The following is a 19861-nucleotide window of genomic DNA, read 5'->3' as shown; positions in this document are numbered from 1 at the left end:
GAAGTTGAAACACAACAGAGTTATCCAAAGCCTTGTCCAAGTTTTAGGTACGCGATGCTCGTCCTTGCTATAACCCAGGCACTTGAGGTCAGCGAGGCGAGCGACTACAGCTTAACTGCTGGCTGAACTCGACTGATCTTCTGGTGCAAAAGGTGTATCTTCCTTGGGAGCAGCTACTTTGACCATTGCATGGCGTAGCACGCGATCGCCCAAGTAATATCCGCGCACTAACTCTTCTAACACTGTTCCTTCAGGATGTTCATCCGTAGGTTCCCGCATTACTGCTTCGTGCAGGTTAGGATCGAATTCTTGACCTTCGGGACGCATTGGTGATACACCCAAGCGCTTCAGGCTATCTACTAATTGTTTGTAAACGCCTTGGTAACTTTTGTGCATGGTCATTTCGCCATCAGACTGCGGTTTGAGGTGCGATCGCGCCCGCTCAAAATTATCGACCACTGGCAGCAATTCCAAAATCGTATTCCGCTTCACCTGCAACTCTAGGTCTTCTTTTTCTTTGCTAGTGCGTTTCCGGTAATTCTCAAAATCAGCGGCAATCCGCATATATTGAGTACTACGCTCTTCCAGTTGCGTTTTGACGGACTCGATTTGTTGAGTCAGTTCTGCCAAAGCTGCCCTTTCTACTTCAGTTTTCTCAGTTGCTGCAACGCTATTTTCTGAATTGACAGCAGTATTGCCTGATATATTTGTTTGGGCTGCCACTTGCTCTGTCACCTCGCTACCAGATTCATTGAAATTAATGTGGGCTGGGGAGTCACTCTTCATTGCTTGCTTTACCTCTGTTGGTTCACCCAATTGCTGGCTTGTATTGTTTATCTGTTTATTTTCATCGATCATTGTCTACTCATTCCAGATCCTATTTATGGCAGTGTATCTCTACAGCTTGCAACCGTCGTCATCCACGACTTGCAACTGAGGCTGATTTTATTGCCGACAAGTTCCTGAAAGTGATGTAACCGTCCTCTTATTGTGACAAATGGTGAACACGTTAGCCCAGACGCCACTAAGGCGGGAACCCGAACGAGTAGTTTGCAATAGTAGCGCTGAAGGTGACTCGCCCCCGATCTTAATTTGAAAATATCTTTAATTTTGAATTTTGAATTCAAACTAAAGCGACGTGAATCAGGACTTTTTTGGTAAATGAGAATTCTATCTCACACTAGGGGAATACTTTAAGCAGAGGTTTCCCCTACTCAATTGCTCATTTATGACTTACTCGTCAGCACAACGGCGCAGTACCGCTCTAACTACCAGAACAGAGTTTTCGCCCTTCGGCAACAAGCTAGTGCAATCTGGCTATGTCAATACCGAACAGATGAGGCAGGCACTAATTGAAAGCCGCAAATCTGGCAGGCCCCTAACGGAAGTACTAGAGTCAATCACTGGTCAACAACTATCACCTGAGTTGCTCAGGCAATACAAAAAACAGCAACTATTTGAACTGAAAATACTATACGGAGTTGAATTCCTCGATCCAGAAGTCAATTCCGTTGGCAACACGATGATGGGGAACCTGATTGAAACCCTGATCCCAGTGGATATCTGCCGTCGCCATCGCTTAGTACCACTGTCAAAACACGAAGACCAAACCCCGCCCTCAGTTTTAGTGGCGATGGTTGCTCCAGATAATCTAGAGGCTTCCGATGACCTGAACCGCATCTTGCGCCCCCAAGGCTTGGCGTTACAGCGCATGGTGATTACACAGGAGGACTACCAGCAGCTAATCAACCAATATTTGGATGAAATGGCTGTTAAGCAAAAGCACCTGGAACGAGAAAACTCTACAGATATTAGTCAGGATTTAGAAAATCTTGGGAATCTCGATATTGAGGATGCTCCTGAAGAAATGGAGGCCGATCTAGGGGCAGCGATGAAGGGTGCAGAGGATGCCCCAGTTATCAACCTAGTTAATAGAATCCTAGCTAAAGCCTTACATGAGGGCGTTTCTGACATTCATATCGAACCGCAAGAAGAAAACTTACGCATTCGCTTTCGGAAAGATGGCGTACTGCGTGAAGCTTTCCCCCCAATGCCAAAAAAAATCATCCCGGCGGTGACAGCCCGATTTAAAATCATCTCCAATCTAGACATTGCTGAACGTCGTTTACCCCAAGATGGACGCATCCGGCGGCTGTTTGAGGGACGTAAGGTGGACTTTCGGGTGAATACCTTACCCAGTCGCTACGGGGAAAAAGTGGTACTGCGGATTTTGGATAACTCCTCCACCCAACTGGGATTGAATAAGTTAATTACCGATCCAGAGACTTTGGATATTGTTAAGGATATGGTAAGTCGTCCCTTTGGGCTAATTTTGGTAACTGGACCAACTGGTTCTGGGAAAACAACCTCGCTGTATTCTGCACTTTCAGAAAAGAACGATCCCGGAATTAATATCAGTACTGTAGAAGACCCAATTGAGTACAGTCTTCCAGGGATTACTCAAGTACAGGTGATTCGGGAAAAAGGGCTGGATTTTGCTACCGCATTGCGGGCTTTTTTGCGGCAAGATCCAGATGTGCTGCTAGTGGGTGAAACGCGGGATAAAGAAACGGCAAAAACCGCAATTGAAGCTGCCTTGACCGGTCACTTGGTATTAACTACCTTACATACCAATGATGCCCCAGGTGCGATCGCTCGTTTGGGAGAAATGGGGATTGAGCCTTTCATGGTTTCTAGTTCCCTAATTGGCGTTTTAGCTCAACGTCTAGTGCGGCGTGTATGTTCTGAATGTCGCGTTCCCTACACTCCCACAACCGAGGAACTAGCTCGTTATGGTCTATCAGCTTCTTCAGATGTGGGAGTCACCTTCTACAAAGCTAACACCTTGACATTAGAAGCGATCGCAGATGCCAAAACCAAAAATCATCTTTGCCCAAAATGTAATGGGGTCGGCTATAAAGGGCGTTGTGGTGTTTATGAAGTCATGCGAGTCACCGAAAACCTGCAAACTCTCATCAACGAAGATGCACCCACCGAACGCATCAAGGAAGTGGCAATAGAAGAGGGCATGAAAACCTTGCTGGCTTATAGTTTGGACTTAGTGCGTGAAGGTTCCACCACTCTAGAAGAAGTAGAACGAGTGACGTTTACTGATACTGGTTTGGAAGCAGAGTTAAAAGCCAAACGCAAGACTGGTCTTACCTGTCGGAGTTGCGATGCCACATTGAAACAAGAATGGCTGGATTGTCCTTACTGTATGACACCTCGATTTTAAGACTAGTCATTGGTCATTGGTCATTAGTTGATGCTTAGTAACTTTAAACAAATGACAAAGGACAAAAGACAAATGACAAATAAAAAACATTAAAAGGAAGCAAAACTATGGAAATGATGATTGAAGACTTGATGGAGCAGTTGATTGAAATGGGTGGCTCGGATATGCATTTATCCGCAGGTTTGCCTCCCTACTTCCGCATCAGTGGCAAACTTACCCCTATAGGTGAGCATGTATTGACAGCCGATCAATGTCAAAGGCTGATTTTTAGTATGCTCAACAATACCCAGCGTAAAACCTTAGAGCAGACGTGGGAGTTGGATTGTTCTTACGGTGTCAAAGGTTTGGCTCGTTTCCGGGTCAATGTTTATAAAGAGCGTGGTGCTTATGCGGCTTGCTTACGGGCATTAAGTTCTAAGATTCCTAACTTTGAAAAATTAGGTCTGCCAGATATCGTGCGAGAAATGTGCGATAAACCCAGAGGACTTATTCTTGTAACAGGCCCTACAGGTTCAGGAAAGACAACTACCCTAGCGGCAATGATTGACTTGATTAACCGCACCAAGGCAGAGCATATTTTAACGGTGGAAGATCCAATTGAATTTGTCTATGAACCAATTAAAAGTTTGGTTCACCAGCGGCAACTAGGAGAAGATACTAAAAGTTTTGCTAATGCTTTGAAAGCAGCCCTACGGGAAGATCCAGATATTATTCTGGTGGGGGAAATGCGCGATTTGGAAACAATTTCTTTGGCGATTTCTGCGGCGGAAACAGGACACTTGGTATTTGGCACGCTACACACCAGTTCCGCCGCCCAAACAGTTGACCGGATTATCGACGTTTTCCCTCATGAAAGACAAACCCAAGTGCGGGTGCAATTGTCTAACTCATTAGTGGGGGTATTTAGCCAAACCTTGGTGTCCAAGAAAAACCCTAAACCCGGTGAATATGGTCGGGTGATGGCTCAAGAAATTTTAATTGTCACTCCTGCTATTTCCAACTTGATTCGAGAAGGTAAAACATCTCAAATTTACTCAGCGATTCAAACTGGCGGCAAATTGGGAATGCAAACTCTGGAAAAGGTTTTAGCCGATTTTTACAAAGCCGGAACGATTTCTTTTGAAGCGGCAATGTCTAAGACTTCTAAGCCAGATGAAATTCAACGTCTCATTGGTAATTCTACACCGCAAGCTGCCGCAGGTGCTAAACCCGGTGTGGCTGCCAAAGCACATTAAAAGAATTGGGGATAGGGGAGATGAAGAATATTTCATCCCCTTGAATATTTTGAATTTTGAATTTTGAATTTATTTATGCCAAACTTCGTTGCCCGTGTTCGCGATTCCCAAGGAAAATCCCGAACAGAAAAAATTGTTGCTGAATCCTTGGTACAAGCTCGTACTAATCTCAGAGATCAAGGTTTTGTAATTCAAGAACTTAAACAATCTCAAGGATTTCAGCCAGATGTTGCCTTCAAAAAGTTTCAGAATTCTTTAGTTAAGGTTTCTGTAAAAGACAAAGCCGTTTTTTCGCGTCAATTTGCCGTTTTGATGAATGCGGGAGTTGCGATCGTTAGAAGTCTGGGGGTACTTTCTGAACAGTGTAGTAATACTAAACTCAAACAAGCCCTAGTTGAGATTAGCAATGATGTTCAAAGCGGAATGAACCTTTCAGAGGCAATGCGGAAGCATCCTGACTGCTTTGATGGGTTATATGTGAGTATGATTCAAGCTGGCGAAGTTGGTGGTGTTCTAGACGAAGTATTAAATCGTTTAGCCAAGTTGTTAGAAGATGTTGCCCGTCTACAAAACCAAATTAAATCAGCATTGTCTTATCCAACTGTTGTGGGTTTTATTGCAGTTGCTATCTTTCTTGGCATGACTATTTTTCTGATTCCCATATTTGCCACGATTTTTACACAAATTGGAATCTCATTACCACCTCTAACGCAATTCTTGATGGATGCCAGTAAATTTTTGAGAAGTCCGGGTGCTTTCTTACTTCTAGGTATTCTTATAGGATTGAAATTTGCCTATGGACAATATGCTAAAACTCCTGTTGGTCGTATCACAATCGATCGCCTTTCCCTGAAGATGCCATTGTTTGGTGATTTAATTCAAAAATCTTCAGTTGCCCGCTTTAGCCGGACTTTTGGTTCTTTGACTCGTTCAGGTGTACCAATTTTAACTTGCTTAGAAATTGTCCGAGATACATCAGGAAACCAAGTGATTGCTAATGCCATAGATGCAGCCCGTATGGAGATTCAACAAGGAGGTATGATTAGCATTGCTTTACAAAAAGATGCCGTTTTTCCAGCTATGGCAATTCAGATGATTAGTATCGGAGAAGAAACTGGAGAATTAGATGGAATGTTGATGAAAGTTGCCGATTTCTATGAAGATGAAGTCGAGCAAGCAGTAAAAGCAATGACTAGTATTTTGGAACCGGTGATGATTGTAGTTTTAGGAGGAATGGTTGGAACCATTTTGCTAGCGATGTATCTGCCTATGTTTGCGGTATTTGAAAAGCTGGGATAAAGGATTAATAGTTAATAGTTATAAGTTAGGAATAAAAGTTTTAATTCCTAGCTTTTAGCTCCTCACTGATTAATTTTATTCTTAACTCCTGTACAGACGCGACGCCAGTCGCTACAACGGGGGGAACCCCCGCAACGCGCTGGCTCATTAATCGCGTCTCTACTCCTAACTATTTAATAAACTATGACTGTGCAAAAATCTCAGTACGAAGCGAGTTTGGCAGAGTATAGCAATCATCTAGCTGCGATCGCCTTATTAAAGCAATATCGGCCATACTTGGAGATGATTCCCAGTCTGCGCCGTCCAGATGAAAGTCTCATCACTATACCTTTGCCAATTGTCCGGCTTCGCAATACTGCTACAACAGCCTCACAAACGATTTGCTTACCCTGTGATGTGGCAATTTTGATGTGCGATCCAGAGTGGAAAATCAAAACTGGAGCAGAAATTTTAGTCTTTATTCATCGCGCTCACGAAGACTTTTCTGATTTGTTAGGACGTTGGCGACAAACCCAAGTTTGCCTGGACAATGATTATGAGTGGTTGATGCCTCTGCGTCACAGTCATATTTTGAGTGAGGGAGCTAATACTATATATCCTCTGTTTGTCGTTTTTAGTGAGACTTTAGAACGCATCCAAAGAGGGCTTGTGGGAGCCGAACTACCATTTATTATGCAAACACCAGATTTGCTTGTTGAGGAGAATCTCACAGATATTTTCTCTTCACAAACTCCACCAGCTTAGAAACTTATAGCAAAAAAAACATCTCATCATCAGAGTGCAAGTCCTTGCGTCCCTATAAATCTACTAAGCGAGTTAATACCGTTTCTTTGTGAAACTGCATATATTTACCCCTCGGCTACGCCATCCCCCCTTCCTAAACTAGAAGGGTTTTTTATGTGAATTTTCATGCATCCGTAGTAATACGTATGTTATATCCCTACACATTGCGATATAACGTTGTGTACCACATCTGAATAGGAACCTCTATAAGTATCCACCAAAAAGATTTTCACCTCTCTTAACCAAACTACAAATTAGCTTGCAATCCAACATCTTAAAAGGGCTAGCTTTACAAAGATTTATTTTTACTTTTTGAAGAGTAATGAGGATTTAGCAAAGATTCAGTAATCTTACTGTTGTCAATAAATAATTGTCATAGAATTTAGAGACATTTAAAGATATTTTGTACTAATGAATCGTTTTTCTCAAGAGAGCATTTCACAACAAACTCAGTTGATTCAGATGTGTGGTTCTAAACGGCTATTTCGCGGTCGCTATGAAATACTGCAAATTTTGGGTAGAGGTGGTTTTGGTGTGACATTTTTAGCCAAAAATGCCGTATTACCTGGGAATCCACTGTGTGTCATTAAACAACTTTGTCCAAAAGTAACTACTCCCCAAAGTTGGCAAAAGGCATGTATGCGCTTTGAAAAAGAAGCAAGAACTTTGGGACAACTCGGTAGTCATTCGCAAATTCCCATGCTATTAGACTACTTTCAGGCGAATGGGGAGTTTTTTTTAATTCAAGAATATGTGCCAGGTTTGACTTTGGCGCGAGAAGTGCGGCAAACTGGGTCCAAAAGTGAAGCCTTGGTTAAGCAGTTCTTACAGGAATTATTACCTGTATTACAGTATCTTCATAAACATCATGTGATTCATCGGGATATTAAGCCCCAGAATTTATTACGGTGTGAATATGATGGGCGCATAGTGCTGATTGATTTTGGTGCGGTGAAAGAGAAATTAGTTGATGCTTGTGAAAACTCAATCAATCAAGCTGCAAAGACCAACTTTATCGGGACTAGGGGATTTGCACCACCAGAACAGTTTTCTCTACATCCAGTTTATGCCAGTGATATTTATGCATTGGGTGTAACTTGTATTTATATGTTGACTGCTAAAAGTCCTTTAGAATTGGACTACAACCCAAATACTGGTGAAATATTTTGGCAAAAACAGGTAAATATCAGCAACAGTTTCGCCCAGATTTTAGGAAAAATGGTGAAAATCACCTTAGAGGAGCGGTTTAAGACTGCTGATGAAGTGATAAAAGCTTTAAGTAGTGAAAGTTATTCACCTACTTTGGCTAACTGTCTAACTACCCAAAAATTAAATAATAAAAGTATTACACAACACGAAATTACACAAAACAAAATTACACAACATGAAATTACACAACACGAAAATTATGATGTATATATGCCACCTGTAGCCAGAACTGCTAGTGCCATTCGGAAATGGAGAGCAAGATTCAAGGAAACAAGATAGCCCATACAGCAGAATTCAGGAGTAAAACACGCTTTATCCCTGAGTAACAGACGAATCGTTGTGTACCTCACTAACTTGAAATCTGCTGTAAGTTGCAGCCTTTTTTAGCTAAAGTATCAAATGAATAATTAATTATGGGCAATTTAAAATAGCCAAAACAAATTTAGTAAGCATTTTAACTATATTTGATAGTCAGTAATGATTAATTAATCAGGGTTTATCTTCAATACTTAGTCAGTTATCGCTTGCCAATATACAAGCAAAATTACTAGGTTTAAAAGTTCAAAAAAATATTTTTATTCAGAATATTATATAATCGATAGAATAATTAATCTTATGGCTCTCGTAGTTTTCCACAGATGAGGAAGACTGACTACTATTTACAAAAGCTAACTATATAAGTAATTCCCCAATCCCCAAAACAGGGTTTATCTACCACAAGTAAGCGAGAGTCAATTATCTTAAGGGAAAGTTCGGGACAAACTTAGCCGAAGTTGTCATGCAGTCGCGCCTGTCAGATCATGATCTGCTGCTTAAATCCCGATTGCTCAAATCCCCTGAATCCCAATGGAAAGAAGTTTTGCCAAAGTTGTAGCACCCCGCTGGTGTCACTTTTAAGAAATCGCTTCCGTGTCATCCGAGTCCTTTCAGATGAAGGGGGATTTGGCAGAACCTATCTGTCAGAAGACGTAGATAAACTCAATGAACGCTGTGTTATCAAGCAATTAGCTCCAAAATTCCAAGGAACTTGGTCGCAAAAAAAGGCGATGGAGTTGTTTGCAGAGGAAGCGCAGCGACTACAAGACCTTGGGGAACATCCCCAAATTCCAACTTTGATAGCTTACTTTGAGCAAGACGGCTGCCTATATTTGGTGCAGCAGTTTATCAATGGGGAAAATTTATTAAAGGAGTTACAACAGCGCAAGGCTTATAATGCTAGAGACATTCAATCTATTTTGCTAGATTTATTGCCCATTCTAAAATTTATCCACGATCGCAAAATTATTCATCGGGACATCAAGCCAGAAAATATTATTCGCAATAAAAATGATGGACGATTAAGCCTGATTGATTTTGGCTCCTCAAAGCAATTTACCGCCAAAGTTCAGCAGAAATCTGGCACATCTATTGGTTCACATGGTTATTCTCCCCTAGAACAAATTAGAGATGGGAAAGCTTTCCCTGCCAGCGACTTGTTCGGTGTGGGGGCTACCTGCTTTCATCTGCTAACGGGAAATTCCCCGTTTCAGTTGTGGATGGAATCTGGTTACGCCTGGGTAAGTAATTGGCGGGAATATTTGCAAAGTCCGCTAAATCCTGAGTTGGATTTTGTCATCGACAAGCTTTTGAAAAAAGATATCCATGAACGTTACCAGTCAGCCGAAGAAGTCCTTAGAGACTTGACTCCAAAACAACTCCTCGCCCTGCCACCTGCGGGTAAGTCATCTGGGAAATTACCACCAACTAAAGCACCATCTTTAGCAAAAAGTTATCCCTTACTGAGAATTTTAATCTTAGTCAGTGCTTTCATTCTGTTGTTTGGATTCAGCGAATCTTGGTATAAAAATTTTCGCCGTATTCAAACCAGTTTGGTCTCTAGGTTGATTCAACACAATAGTCCTGGTAAAAATGACGCGATTTTGAGTCAGATTAGCTTGGGTAAGGTTTCCTTAGCTAACACCCTCCAAGGACACGAAAACTCAGTTTTATCTGTCGCCATCAGCCCCGATGGCAAAACCATAGCCAGCAGTGGCAACGATCGCACAATCAAACTTTGGAATCTCGTAACCGGAAAACTAATCTCTTCACTTAACGGGCATTTTCAGCAGGTGAATGTTGTAGTAATTAGTCCAGATGGCAAACTTCTGGTTAGTGCCAGTGATGACAACACCATTAAAATCTGGAATCTGGCAACGCGAAAACAAATTCGCACTCTTATGGGGCATTCTGACTCAGTTCATGCCCTAGCCATCAGTGCTGATAGCGAGACTCTAGTTACTGGTAGTGATGACAACACCATTAAAATCTGGGATTTGGCAACAGGAGAGCTAATTCGGACACTAGCAGGGCATACATTCTGGGTGCGGTCAGTGGCTATCAGTCCCGATGGTGTGATTCTGGCCAGTGGCAGTTTTGACAAGACAATCAAAATCTGGAATCGAGCAAAGGGATACCCAATCCGCACACTAGAAGGAAATTCTCAAACAGTGACAACTGTGGCTATTAGCCCAAATGGTAAAACTTTAGCTAGTGCTGGCCGCGATCGCACCATCAAACTTTGGAATTTAGCTACGGGAAGAGAACTTCGCACACTGGCGGGACATGGCAACACTGTCACATCCGTAGCCTTCAGTGCCGATGGTAAAATTTTAGCTAGTGGTAGCCGCGATCGCACTATCAAACTGTGGAATTTAGCTACAGGAGAAGAAATTATCACATTAACAGGGCATACTAACACAGTAACATCCGTGACTTTCAGTCCTGATGGCAAAACCCTTGTCAGCGGTAGTGAGGACAACACTATTAAGATTTGGCGGTTGTCTCAGTGAGTGGGAACTGGGGGATGAGGAAGAATTAGCGCAATTAGCCACAGGTAATGGCTTGATAACGCTCTCTATCGTCAGATTAAAGTTAGTCTACCTACGCGGACTTTGTTTATGTAGCCGCGACTTCCAGTCGCCTCAATTATTTTCTAGAAACAATCAGTTTTAACTGATTACGTCTAAAGGAGTTGGTAAAACACGCCGATTTTTATATTCATTGGGTTCGCCATCTAATGGATTTTGCTCTCCTTCAATTTCCATATATCGAGTTTTTGATGATGGTAGACTTTGCCAACTCAGCATTGCTAAAAGCATTTGAATCCTGGGGATATCATTAAACCTCCCTGTTTGCTTAAGTTCCTGAAGGATATAATTTTCAAAAAACTGTTGATAATCTGGGTTATCATCTAGGCTTTCTGCTGTTTGCCAATTGTTATTATTAAATAATTGGGTGTATCGTGCTTGCCGTTTGCTTATATATAAGTTACTTTCTATTTTTACTGCTCCCATACCCAAAGGTTTACCCATCCCTAATGAAAGACGGTAATTGTTATTTTGAGCAATATCAAAAATCCACATCAATGCACCAACTTCAACTTTACTTAAATTTTCAAATTGGATAGTAAATTTAAATTCAATACCTGATTTAATTGGTTTAATCTGAGTTGTTTGAGTATCTTTAATTTCATTGGGTTTAGGATGTTGAATATCAGGATTACTTCCTTTATGCCAATACAATTTATGTCCACGAATTACAGTTTCTTCAGTGGGTTGACTAGCATAATGTTTGAGTTTTGATTTCTCAGCATTAGTTTCTTCTGGTTGCACTAAATAATGTTGATATGTAGTTGGCTTGGGACTTGCAAGAATCTTGGGAGTAATCACTTCTTGAGTCATAAATATGTCATTTGCGGAACTCAGACAAATTGCATCACTCACAGAAATTCTACCAGCACGACTTTGTTCTTTCTTTTCAGGTTGCTTATCGCGTCTCACAAAACCAAAAATCGCCTCAGCAATATCAATTATGGAATCATCTCGTAAATTTTCTGGAATGAAATCTACGACTGTAGCGGCTTTACCATCACCATTGGGAGAGTAGGGAATTCGGAAATAGGGGCTATGACCAAATAATGTAACTATATTTCCTTGTGTAGGTTGACAATAAAATACAGGACGATTTTCTTGCAACATCCCTAATTTTTCATCAAAGGGAGGTTGTTTTTGGAAGTCAGTTAAAGCATTCAAGTAATCATTAATTGCCTCTGGGTCAATTATATATGTTTTATTAGGGTTAGGGCTGGGAGCAAATACAACGCAGTGATAAGTACGTATGCTTTCACTATCGGAGTCAGAAGTTTCCTTCATGTTTCCGCTAGTGACTAATCTTCCTTGATTGAACGGGTATTTTCTGGGAATTGTGACATTTTCTACTATATATCGTCCCTTTGGTTTAGTAATTGAATGAAAACTAATTGGTATATCTTGGGATAAATAATCTGCATCATCAAATTTCTTTAATTCGGGAAAATCATCAGATGATAAATCTTCTTCCTTTACCCAAGCGAATGATGTTGAGGTATTATTGATTCTAATTTCCTTTGCTGCATAAATCTTCCAAGTATCTCCATCTCGTTTGAGATAACCAGCTTTTACTTCACTTGGTATAAACTCTCGGTATGCTGTAGCAAGGGAATCTTCTCTAGGTAAGGTAGCAACAGCACGAAAAAATAATCGCTGATAGTCTGATACTGGGGATATCTTGCTGAAACTAATAATTTCTACTAAAGTCCGTAACATTCCTCGCAGGCTACTACCAGGAAGTACGGGTTTTTTAGTTATGGAGTCAATGTAATAAAAATCTGATAAATCCTTCGCTTCTGTACCACATTCAAATTCTTCTTTAGTTAACCCACAACGAATGTAGAGAGGGGAAGAAGTTATTAATGTGCATTCAATTCTGCCAGTATATCTATCTGAATAATAGCGGTTATTGTCGCGTAGCTTACCATTGCTTTCTAATTCTGCTGCAACTATTTTATCAGGTAGTTCGACAAAATTATAAGGTGCGATCGCTTTCTTATTGTTCGGAACTTTACGAATGTGCTTTTTCATCGATAACCTTTCTTGATTTAAGTGACACAAGCCGACTGAGATAAATCCGAGCTAAACCTGTTTTTGGGTCATAATTAATATAGTTACGAACAACTATATACAGAGGACGATATAATTTTTGAGTCTTATCAAATTCAATGGTTGGTAAAGGTACAGCATGACGCAAACCTTGGGAACCATCTGAGACTAAAGTAAATTTATCCTTAATCTGTTCTGCTTGCGTTCCCCATAATATTTGCTGTTCGGTAATAAATTCTGAATGTTGATTATCTTTGATAAGAATAGCTTTTAAACCATCTTCAGTTCGCCAAAACATGATTTCTTCGCTATCACCAAAAACTCGACATTGCTGTAATGTCTCATATCTAAACACTGGAAATTTATATTTAGGAAATAGTTTTTCTGGCTCAGTTGCTGTAATTAAATTTCCTTCGGGGTTAAAATATCCCCATATCACACCATCTTCTGCATGAGCTAGGAGATACTTTAAGTTATATCCTGAAGACTGAACTTTTTTTTGTAGCCATTTACGTAAGTTAACAGTATCAGAGATTGTTTGAATATCATCAAGTATTTTACAATCTGGTTTACTCATGCTGTTTCACCTGATTTACAAATTCAGTTACTAAGTTATTTAATTCTTCTTGTACTTTCTTGGGAGAATATTTTTTGTTAAAAATATCCTCAATTTGTAGTTTGTTATCCTTAAGTTTAATTTTCCACTTCTTTGGATGATTTTCATTCGTCCAAGCAATAGTCACTTCCTTACCTTGTAATCTTCCACGTCCAATACTGCTTGTACTACCTACAGGTAAATCACCAGTCCATAAGTCTTTCAGTAGTAAAAGCAGTAATCCTATTTCATAATGTTTGGGTTGATGTAATTCGATTTTTAACTCTATTTCTGTTTTATCCTTAGCAAAAACTGGTTGTTCTTGAAATAATGCTCCGTGTAATGCGCCACCTGTAAATCTATCAATAGCAATCCGGGTTTGAACTAAATGGTTGGTTTCCTTAATGATGCTTTCATCGACTATTAAGCGACTAGCTTGCCCTTTTCTCTTGTCATCATCAGAAGTTGAATCAAGAGTATCTTTTTTTTCTTTGACAAAACCAAATAGCTCATCAATTATCTGGGTATTTTCAGCTAGCGTATTTACAATGCGTTCGGCTCGGTGACGCAATACGCCAGCTAAACTTGTACCAGATAAAATCGATTTGAGTTCGCCATTACGTCGAGATTTGAGGTGTACGTCGTCCGGTGTTTTTTCAATATCAGCTTGACTTGAACGAATTAATAAGGGACTTGCAAGGGTGAATATCGCTTGGATTATGAAACGATTTCTATTATCTTTCCAGTCTGTTTTTACCTTAATTTCTGCTTTTTGAAATGCTTCTGCTATTGTTGGATAACTGTTATGAGTTGGGAGGAAGTCTGTTGTCCAATGTGGAAAGTTCAACCATTCTATGAAATCGTCGATTTTTTGCAAATCAAATCGCCATACTTGCCATTTTTTCACATGACAGCGACCAAATCCGCGTCGTTTTTTCATTCCCAAAGAAATTTCACCGTTTTCTAATCCTTGAAGGATAATTAATAATTCTCTAATTAATTGCTCTCGAGTGTCTTGTTCTGCAATTAATAATTCAAAGTCAAGTTCAAATATAGTACCAGCTTCTAATAGTTCTAAATCATATTTAGCTTTATCTGCGGCTGTTCCTGTGAGACTACAAATTTTAACTCCATCTCTTAATTCAGCTTTAATTAATTCGCTGCTGAGTGCATCATTGATAATTAGTGGACTTTGTTCGCCATCTTTATCACTGCGATTACCACCAAATAGTAACGATGTTTCGGTTGCATTGTAACCATTTTCAAATTCTCGCAAATAGTTTCTTAATGCTCCAGAGATTGATGAACCCATGAGCAATGCTTTATCTTCTATACTATCTCGTAAAATTACTAAATCAGTATTGCCATGAGCATCACCACTTCCCAAGAAAGCTGGTGTATCTAATATTAAAGTTGCTTTGATGATTATGCGTTCAATAATCAAGCGTTGCTTGCGGCTTTTGAGGCGCTCACAATTCATCTATTTTCCTCCTTTGTTGCCTTTTTCGCTAGTGCCATAATTAGGCGTAAGGTATATTTTTCTGCCAGTTTATTTGTCTTGGCAAATTCATCGTTAATACTTCGCTCTACATTGGCAATATTAACCTTTAATTCTTGTTGGTTACTCACCCAAGACCAATTATCTGGATAAATTAACCAATTATCTAGTTGCTGTTTTAAATAATAATTATTTTCATTAGGTTCAATTTTTGCTCTTTCAAATTGACTCCTAGCATGAGGAGGAAGATTATTTAAAAGTGATAAAACTAAATTACAATCACCTGTGGTAACAGCTTGTTTAGCTATCACTTCTAAACGAGAAAGTTGACTGTTACGAATATCACCTTTAATAGTTTTACGTCCAAGATAATTTTGTAATGCTTGTTCTATTTTTTTATACAAAATTCTCTCAGCCATTTGTGCAGCTAAAGTGTGTGATTTATCTGTTTGTAATCCAGGTGAAGAAATGCTTGGACTTTTATTTGGTAGCTTGATATGAAATTTTTCGTGGTTTAACCAGTTAATAGCAACTCTACCAAATCCCTCTGTGCTTCTTTCTCCGATACCTTTAATTTCTATTGCTTGAATTTGCTCTGGTGTTAGAGAAAAATTTTCCAATTCAAAAACAAAAACACTCCCGGCTGCAAGTGCTGGAACTGTGGGTAGAGGTAATCCCCATTTGCGATTGAATCCACCGATTATGGTACTACTGGTAAAGCATCTTTGCGGCTGAATTTCTCCACCTAAAACTTTTTTTAATTCTCGTGTTAGCGGTGCAAGTATTTCGTGCTTGGTTGAAGGTGGAATTATGACATATTGCCCCCAATCATCGCGTAAAATCAAGTCACTCAGGAGTGTAACTGTAAAAAAATCTCTATCAGTTCTATCATCATCGTCTACAGGAATATTTACTTCATTCCAGTCAGCAGCATCAATGATATGACTAATGTTAGTAATTTTAGTGTGTCCGTAACCTGCACTTTGGGAACCACCAAGCCAAATATCTGATGATTTTGCTAACAAATCTCTGATTACCTGAACATCAGTTTCGCTACTACACAAAATCACAGCTTGGAAAGTTTGTTCGCTATCTATCGCTTCGTAACGAAATATTTCTCCTTCTCCTTGAGTTGAGCGTCCTTTTTTGCGATCGCGTTGATTATGAATATTAATCCGTCGCTTTTCTGTATAATAATTTATACTGCCACGTTCTGTAGTCCAAAAACCTTCACCAACAGGTTTGGGGTTTTCTAGTTCGTCTTTTATATCAAAATCAACGCTAAAATTATAGACTTTTATTTCTGATATTTTGTCTGTAAATTCTGCATTTTTTTCCTTGAACCAAGAACGAGGAATAGGAAGCGTACGTTTACCTTCGTTACTTTGCAAATAACCATTTAAATAATAGGTACTATTCCCATCAAAAAACAACCGCTTAACTTCATCCTTAGCTAAATCCAATTCCGATAAATCATGCTGCTTCATATACCGTCTAATCACAGCACCCCGAATCATACTACCGGGAATATAAGAGTAAGAAACATCACTATTTGGGTCGCCTTCAAATGAAGTTGCAAGTAACGGTTGTTGCGTTCGCAATGAAAAAGTGATTACCTTCACCTAATTTTCTCCTCAACTTTTCCAAACAAGTTTAAATAATCATGGGTAATGTCTTTTCCAGAAGTATCATGTAGGGTGCATTTTACGTGACCTCTCCCTCTGTTGCGTCCACTTCCTATGCGTCGCAAAGCTAAGATACTTGCAGATAAAAAAGACAGAATTTCATGACTTGGTTGAGTTTCAAAAATCAAATCAGCCTGGAATTCAAGTTGACGTATAACTACGCGAAATGAGCGCAGACTTCCTTCATCAGCTACACCTATTTGCGAATTAATAGCAGTTTGACGGCGAATAGTAGTCAAAGAATCAAGAACTTCATTGTTCGTTAATTCTTCATTTTTAATTTGCCAAGCTACTGCTGTTCGTAAATCTTCTGGTAAACAAGCATCTCCAACGTGCATGATTCCCATCGTTTGCAAAGAACTACCGGGTACACCAAATAAAGTACAAGCAATATTTTCCCAGTAAGAACAAACATCTGCTGGTAGTAGCACGCCAATTAAATTATCTGATTCTTCGCTTAACAACCCCTTCAAAGTCCGTCCGCGCAAGTAAGGAAATCCATAAGGATCATGCTCTACTTCTTGGTCAATTAAACCAGCTATACCGTCACCTCTACCAAAAGTTGTATCACTCAAAAGTGTAATTTTCAATTTATATATAGTCACCTAATCACTCCCAACTCCTAGATAAAAATCCATAGCTTCAATTGCATCGAAGTAACCGCAAATTTCGTTGTTCCAACCCTGCTTTATCAATTGTTCGCTTTGACTAGATGATTTTGGAAACAATGGTAAATTTGGTAATTTATAATTCAGCAAAAATTCTTCAACAGCTTCAATAGAACCTTTCCGTAGTACCTCTCGCAACGCCATAATTTTGTTTTGACGTTCTCTCCAATTATCTCCTTGCTTGAATTCGCTCACAACTTGAGTAAAACCTGACCAAGTACGCCATTCATCATCGCGCTTTAACCATAATGGACGCATTTCTAAATACCAAGATTTATTATTTACTCGATATTCACGCTGACGAATTTCTGATATTGAACCAATTAAACCGCTAGCTGCTAAATGCCAATCAATTGCCGAAAAATAATCTATTCCGTATTTTTGTCGCTCAGATTTCACAAATTTTTTTGCGACTTTACATAAATCTTCACTCATCTGATAAGCTCGTGAAAAAGGATAATGAGCTTTGACGACACAAATACCAGCGCAAGCTGTTAAAGGTTCTCCATCAGTGACTTTTTGCACCTCAAACTTTTGCAAAAATAATGCAGCTAATTCTACACCTAATCTACCTTCGCAAATAAAGGTAATGTCATCACCTCCATAAACTAAAGGACGGAAAGGAAGATAAAAAATATTACTTGTGCTATTTTTATTTAAATCAAATTCTCCAAGTTTACCGACAAGTCTTCCTGATTTAATGGAATTTACAATAGTTTCAATCACAGCTTTCAGCGCCTCAGTACCTGCTGTTTCAACACTGTTAGAAAAATCTCGCATTGCATTAATGTAATCTCTATTCTCCTTACCCTCACCATGCTTTTTAAATCTATCTCCCATGCCATTACCATCAATATGCACAACTGCTACATAGCTAGATTCACCTTGAGAACGTCCTAGATTATCGCTTCGGTAGGGAAATTGATAAATATTTTCGTCAACTACATTCGAGAAAATTTGCTGGAGTTTTGGATTAGCTTTTCTAACAGCTTTTAGCTTTTGCCTTATTTCAGTAGAAATTAAATAGCTATCTGTTCCTTCATCGTCATCATAATCGATGTACTTATTACTTCTATCTACAGCAGGGAGTTGAGTTGAATTACAACTAGCAGTGACACCTAAACCAAGTAATGATGCAGAATGTTTACGCTCGTATTTTTGATGCTCTAATTCATTTTTCTTTAAGTCTTCAACTATTGTATATAAATTGTTATTTTCCCAATCAAAATCAGCATGAGCAACTAATAAATTCACACCTGATGCTTCGGTTAAAACTTTTTTACTCAATAGCCGAGTAAACTTGATAGCAATTTCCCGTGACTTAAATATTATCAGTGCATTACCACCATTTGCATAAACTATTTCTGCATCAAGTCCACTACTTTCAATCGCTTCTGCTTGACGATTTTTAGGAATTCCTAAGTTTGTTTGTAGTATTTCTTCAACCCATTCTTTCGTAGATTGCGATAAGAGAAACGAAGCTCCAATATTTTCGCGCAGACGGTTGGTATTGAAGATATAATTTTGCTTGCCAGTTGTATCAAATACAGTGATAGTAAACTGTGTCATCTTGTCTCCCTATCATTTTCAACAATCCACTTAATAATGTTGTCTGACAGATTTAGTAAATCTGCACATCCAAAAACAGCAATTTTTTTATTGGAGAGTGTATCAGTAATTTCTGCTTTGAGAGTGTCTGGTTCATTAGAACAGCAAACTAAAGCAACTCTTGCTTCTTCTCCTCCCATTTGTATAGCTCTTAAATATGCTTCAAAAAGTTTGCTTTTGCACAATTTTCTCTCGCTAGCAGTTGTGCAAGAAATTGCAAAAAGCTGATAACCGCGTGTAAAGGCTACATCAAATTCAAATCCATCTTTAGTTCCTTGAAGCGGGATTTCAAAATTTAACCCGTAGTCTTGGAGCAATTGGCTATTAGCAATCTTTTTAAGTTCCTCTAAAACATAATGCTCTAGCCATATTCCATCCAGCCATTTACAAAAATCTTCAATTTTTAGAAAGACTCCGAGTTTTTCCACTTCTCCTAGAGCCAGATTGTTGTCACTTATTAATAGTTGTTTATCTCTTAATGCTGCTACTATCTCCGATGGTAAGTTATCTACAGGTATTAACAACTTAGCCAAATCAGTCTTATTCTTCCATTTTCGATTCTCCTTGCGTGCTTCTTGACAAAATATGTTGTGATACCAATCAAACCATTGGGTTACTTTAGCCTTATCTGCAAACACTTTGACAAGTTCTTGAGCTAATTCTGGTGACTGTGCTTGCTGAGTTGGATTTTTCTTTAGATTCAGCCCATGTAACTGGAAAATTGTGACAAGTGGAATTTGCAGCGTGTCTGGTTTAACTTTTAAACGCTCCCGCTCATTATCTTCCCTATCTATGCACATTTCTAACCTCCGGGGGTCAAGATAGCTAAAAATAATACCCTTACGCCGTCTGTATACTTTACCAGTTTTATCTTGAATTTCTTCATAAAACAACGTTCGGTAAGAGTGCGCGGACATTGCTTTTGTACCACCTGTATAATTTAGCCCTATTTTCCCGTTATTGATGCTTTTTAGCTTGGCTGCAATTTCTTTTTGAATGTGGTAAGCATCTGACTCATAATGATTAAGCGATCGCAATTCCATATTAAACTCACTTTCAAAACTCTTTTTCAGCCGCTTGGCTTCATCCAA

General features: G+C 39.3%; 13 protein-coding genes and 1 pseudogene. 6 read left to right on the top strand and 8 right to left on the bottom strand.

Annotated features, from left to right (window positions below):
* Positions 1–111 precede the first annotated feature (111 nt).
* A complete protein-coding gene (gene grpE, locus V7K41_RS26020) occupies positions 112–858 on the bottom strand; it encodes a nucleotide exchange factor GrpE (protein ID WP_334852879.1) in 747 nt (248 codons plus the stop codon).
* Between the two features lie 370 nt (positions 859–1228).
* Here grpE and V7K41_RS26015 point away from each other — a divergent pair, with 370 nt between their 5' ends.
* The 6 genes and pseudogenes from V7K41_RS26015 to V7K41_RS25990 all read left to right on the top strand — a co-directional run bounded on the left by V7K41_RS26015 (position 1229) and on the right by V7K41_RS25990 (position 10589).
* Positions 1229–3235, top strand: a complete 2007-nt coding sequence (locus V7K41_RS26015) for a GspE/PulE family protein (protein WP_334852877.1) — start codon at positions 1229–1231, stop codon at positions 3233–3235.
* A 104-nt stretch (positions 3236–3339) separates the two neighbouring features.
* Positions 3340–4470 (top strand): annotated as a pseudogene (locus V7K41_RS26010) (type IV pilus twitching motility protein PilT); the annotation flags it as partial.
* A gap of 75 nt (positions 4471–4545) precedes the next feature.
* The gene (locus V7K41_RS26005; RefSeq protein WP_334852873.1) at positions 4546–5769 is read left to right on the top strand and encodes a type II secretion system F family protein; all 1224 of its coding nucleotides are present in this window, start codon (positions 4546–4548) and stop codon (positions 5767–5769) included.
* A gap of 183 nt (positions 5770–5952) precedes the next feature.
* Complete coding sequence (locus V7K41_RS26000) at positions 5953–6513, top strand: hypothetical protein (protein WP_334852871.1); 561 nt, start codon at positions 5953–5955, stop codon at positions 6511–6513.
* Between the two features lie 450 nt (positions 6514–6963).
* Entirely contained in the window at positions 6964–8040 is a 1077-nt protein-coding gene (locus V7K41_RS25995) for a serine/threonine-protein kinase (protein WP_334852868.1), read from the top strand.
* 521 nt (positions 8041–8561) lie between these two features.
* Positions 8562–10589: a serine/threonine-protein kinase gene (locus tag V7K41_RS25990; protein WP_334852866.1), complete on the top strand. Its 2028-nt coding sequence runs from the start codon at positions 8562–8564 to the stop codon at positions 10587–10589.
* 159 nt (positions 10590–10748) lie between these two features.
* Here the strand turns inward: V7K41_RS25990 and V7K41_RS25985 are convergent, their stop codons facing one another.
* From V7K41_RS25985 to V7K41_RS25955, 7 genes are read right to left on the bottom strand one after another with little or no spacing between them, the layout of a single operon-like run.
* Complete coding sequence (locus V7K41_RS25985; RefSeq protein WP_334852864.1) at positions 10749–12698, bottom strand: TIGR03986 family type III CRISPR-associated RAMP protein; 1950 nt, start codon at positions 12696–12698, stop codon at positions 10749–10751.
* A complete protein-coding gene (gene csx19, locus V7K41_RS25980) occupies positions 12679–13293 on the bottom strand; it encodes a type III-D CRISPR-associated protein Csx19 (protein ID WP_334852862.1) in 615 nt (204 codons plus the stop codon). The genes V7K41_RS25985 and csx19 overlap by 20 nt, the downstream gene beginning before the upstream one ends.
* On the bottom strand, positions 13286–14791 hold the full coding sequence (locus V7K41_RS25975) for an RAMP superfamily CRISPR-associated protein (protein WP_334852860.1): 1506 nt from the start codon (positions 14789–14791) through the stop codon (positions 13286–13288). The genes csx19 and V7K41_RS25975 overlap by 8 nt, the downstream gene beginning before the upstream one ends.
* Positions 14788–16431 carry a type III-D CRISPR-associated RAMP protein Csx10 gene (gene csx10 / locus V7K41_RS25970; protein WP_334852858.1) on the bottom strand — a complete coding sequence of 548 codons (1644 nt, stop codon included), beginning with the start codon at positions 16429–16431 and terminating at the stop codon, positions 14788–14790. Before csx10 ends, V7K41_RS25975 begins: the two co-directional genes overlap by 4 nt.
* Positions 16428–17099 (bottom strand): RAMP superfamily CRISPR-associated protein, encoded by a 672-nt coding sequence (locus V7K41_RS25965; protein WP_334852857.1) that lies wholly within the window; start codon positions 17097–17099, stop codon positions 16428–16430. Before V7K41_RS25965 ends, csx10 begins: the two co-directional genes overlap by 4 nt.
* The gene (locus tag V7K41_RS25960; RefSeq protein ID WP_334852855.1) at positions 17100–18731 is read right to left on the bottom strand and encodes a Cas10/Cmr2 second palm domain-containing protein; all 1632 of its coding nucleotides are present in this window, start codon (positions 18729–18731) and stop codon (positions 17100–17102) included. It abuts the gene before it with no gap.
* Positions 18728–19813 carry a Card1-like endonuclease domain-containing protein gene (locus V7K41_RS25955; protein WP_442943280.1) on the bottom strand — a complete coding sequence of 362 codons (1086 nt, stop codon included), beginning with the start codon at positions 19811–19813 and terminating at the stop codon, positions 18728–18730. Before V7K41_RS25955 ends, V7K41_RS25960 begins: the two co-directional genes overlap by 4 nt.
* Between the last annotated feature and the right edge of the window lie 48 nt (positions 19814–19861).

It is taken from the genome of Nostoc sp. (genome assembly GCF_036917415.1).
GTDB lineage: Bacteria > Cyanobacteriota > Cyanobacteriia > Cyanobacteriales > Nostocaceae > Nostoc.
This window is presented reverse-complemented; position numbering and strand designations above follow the sequence as displayed.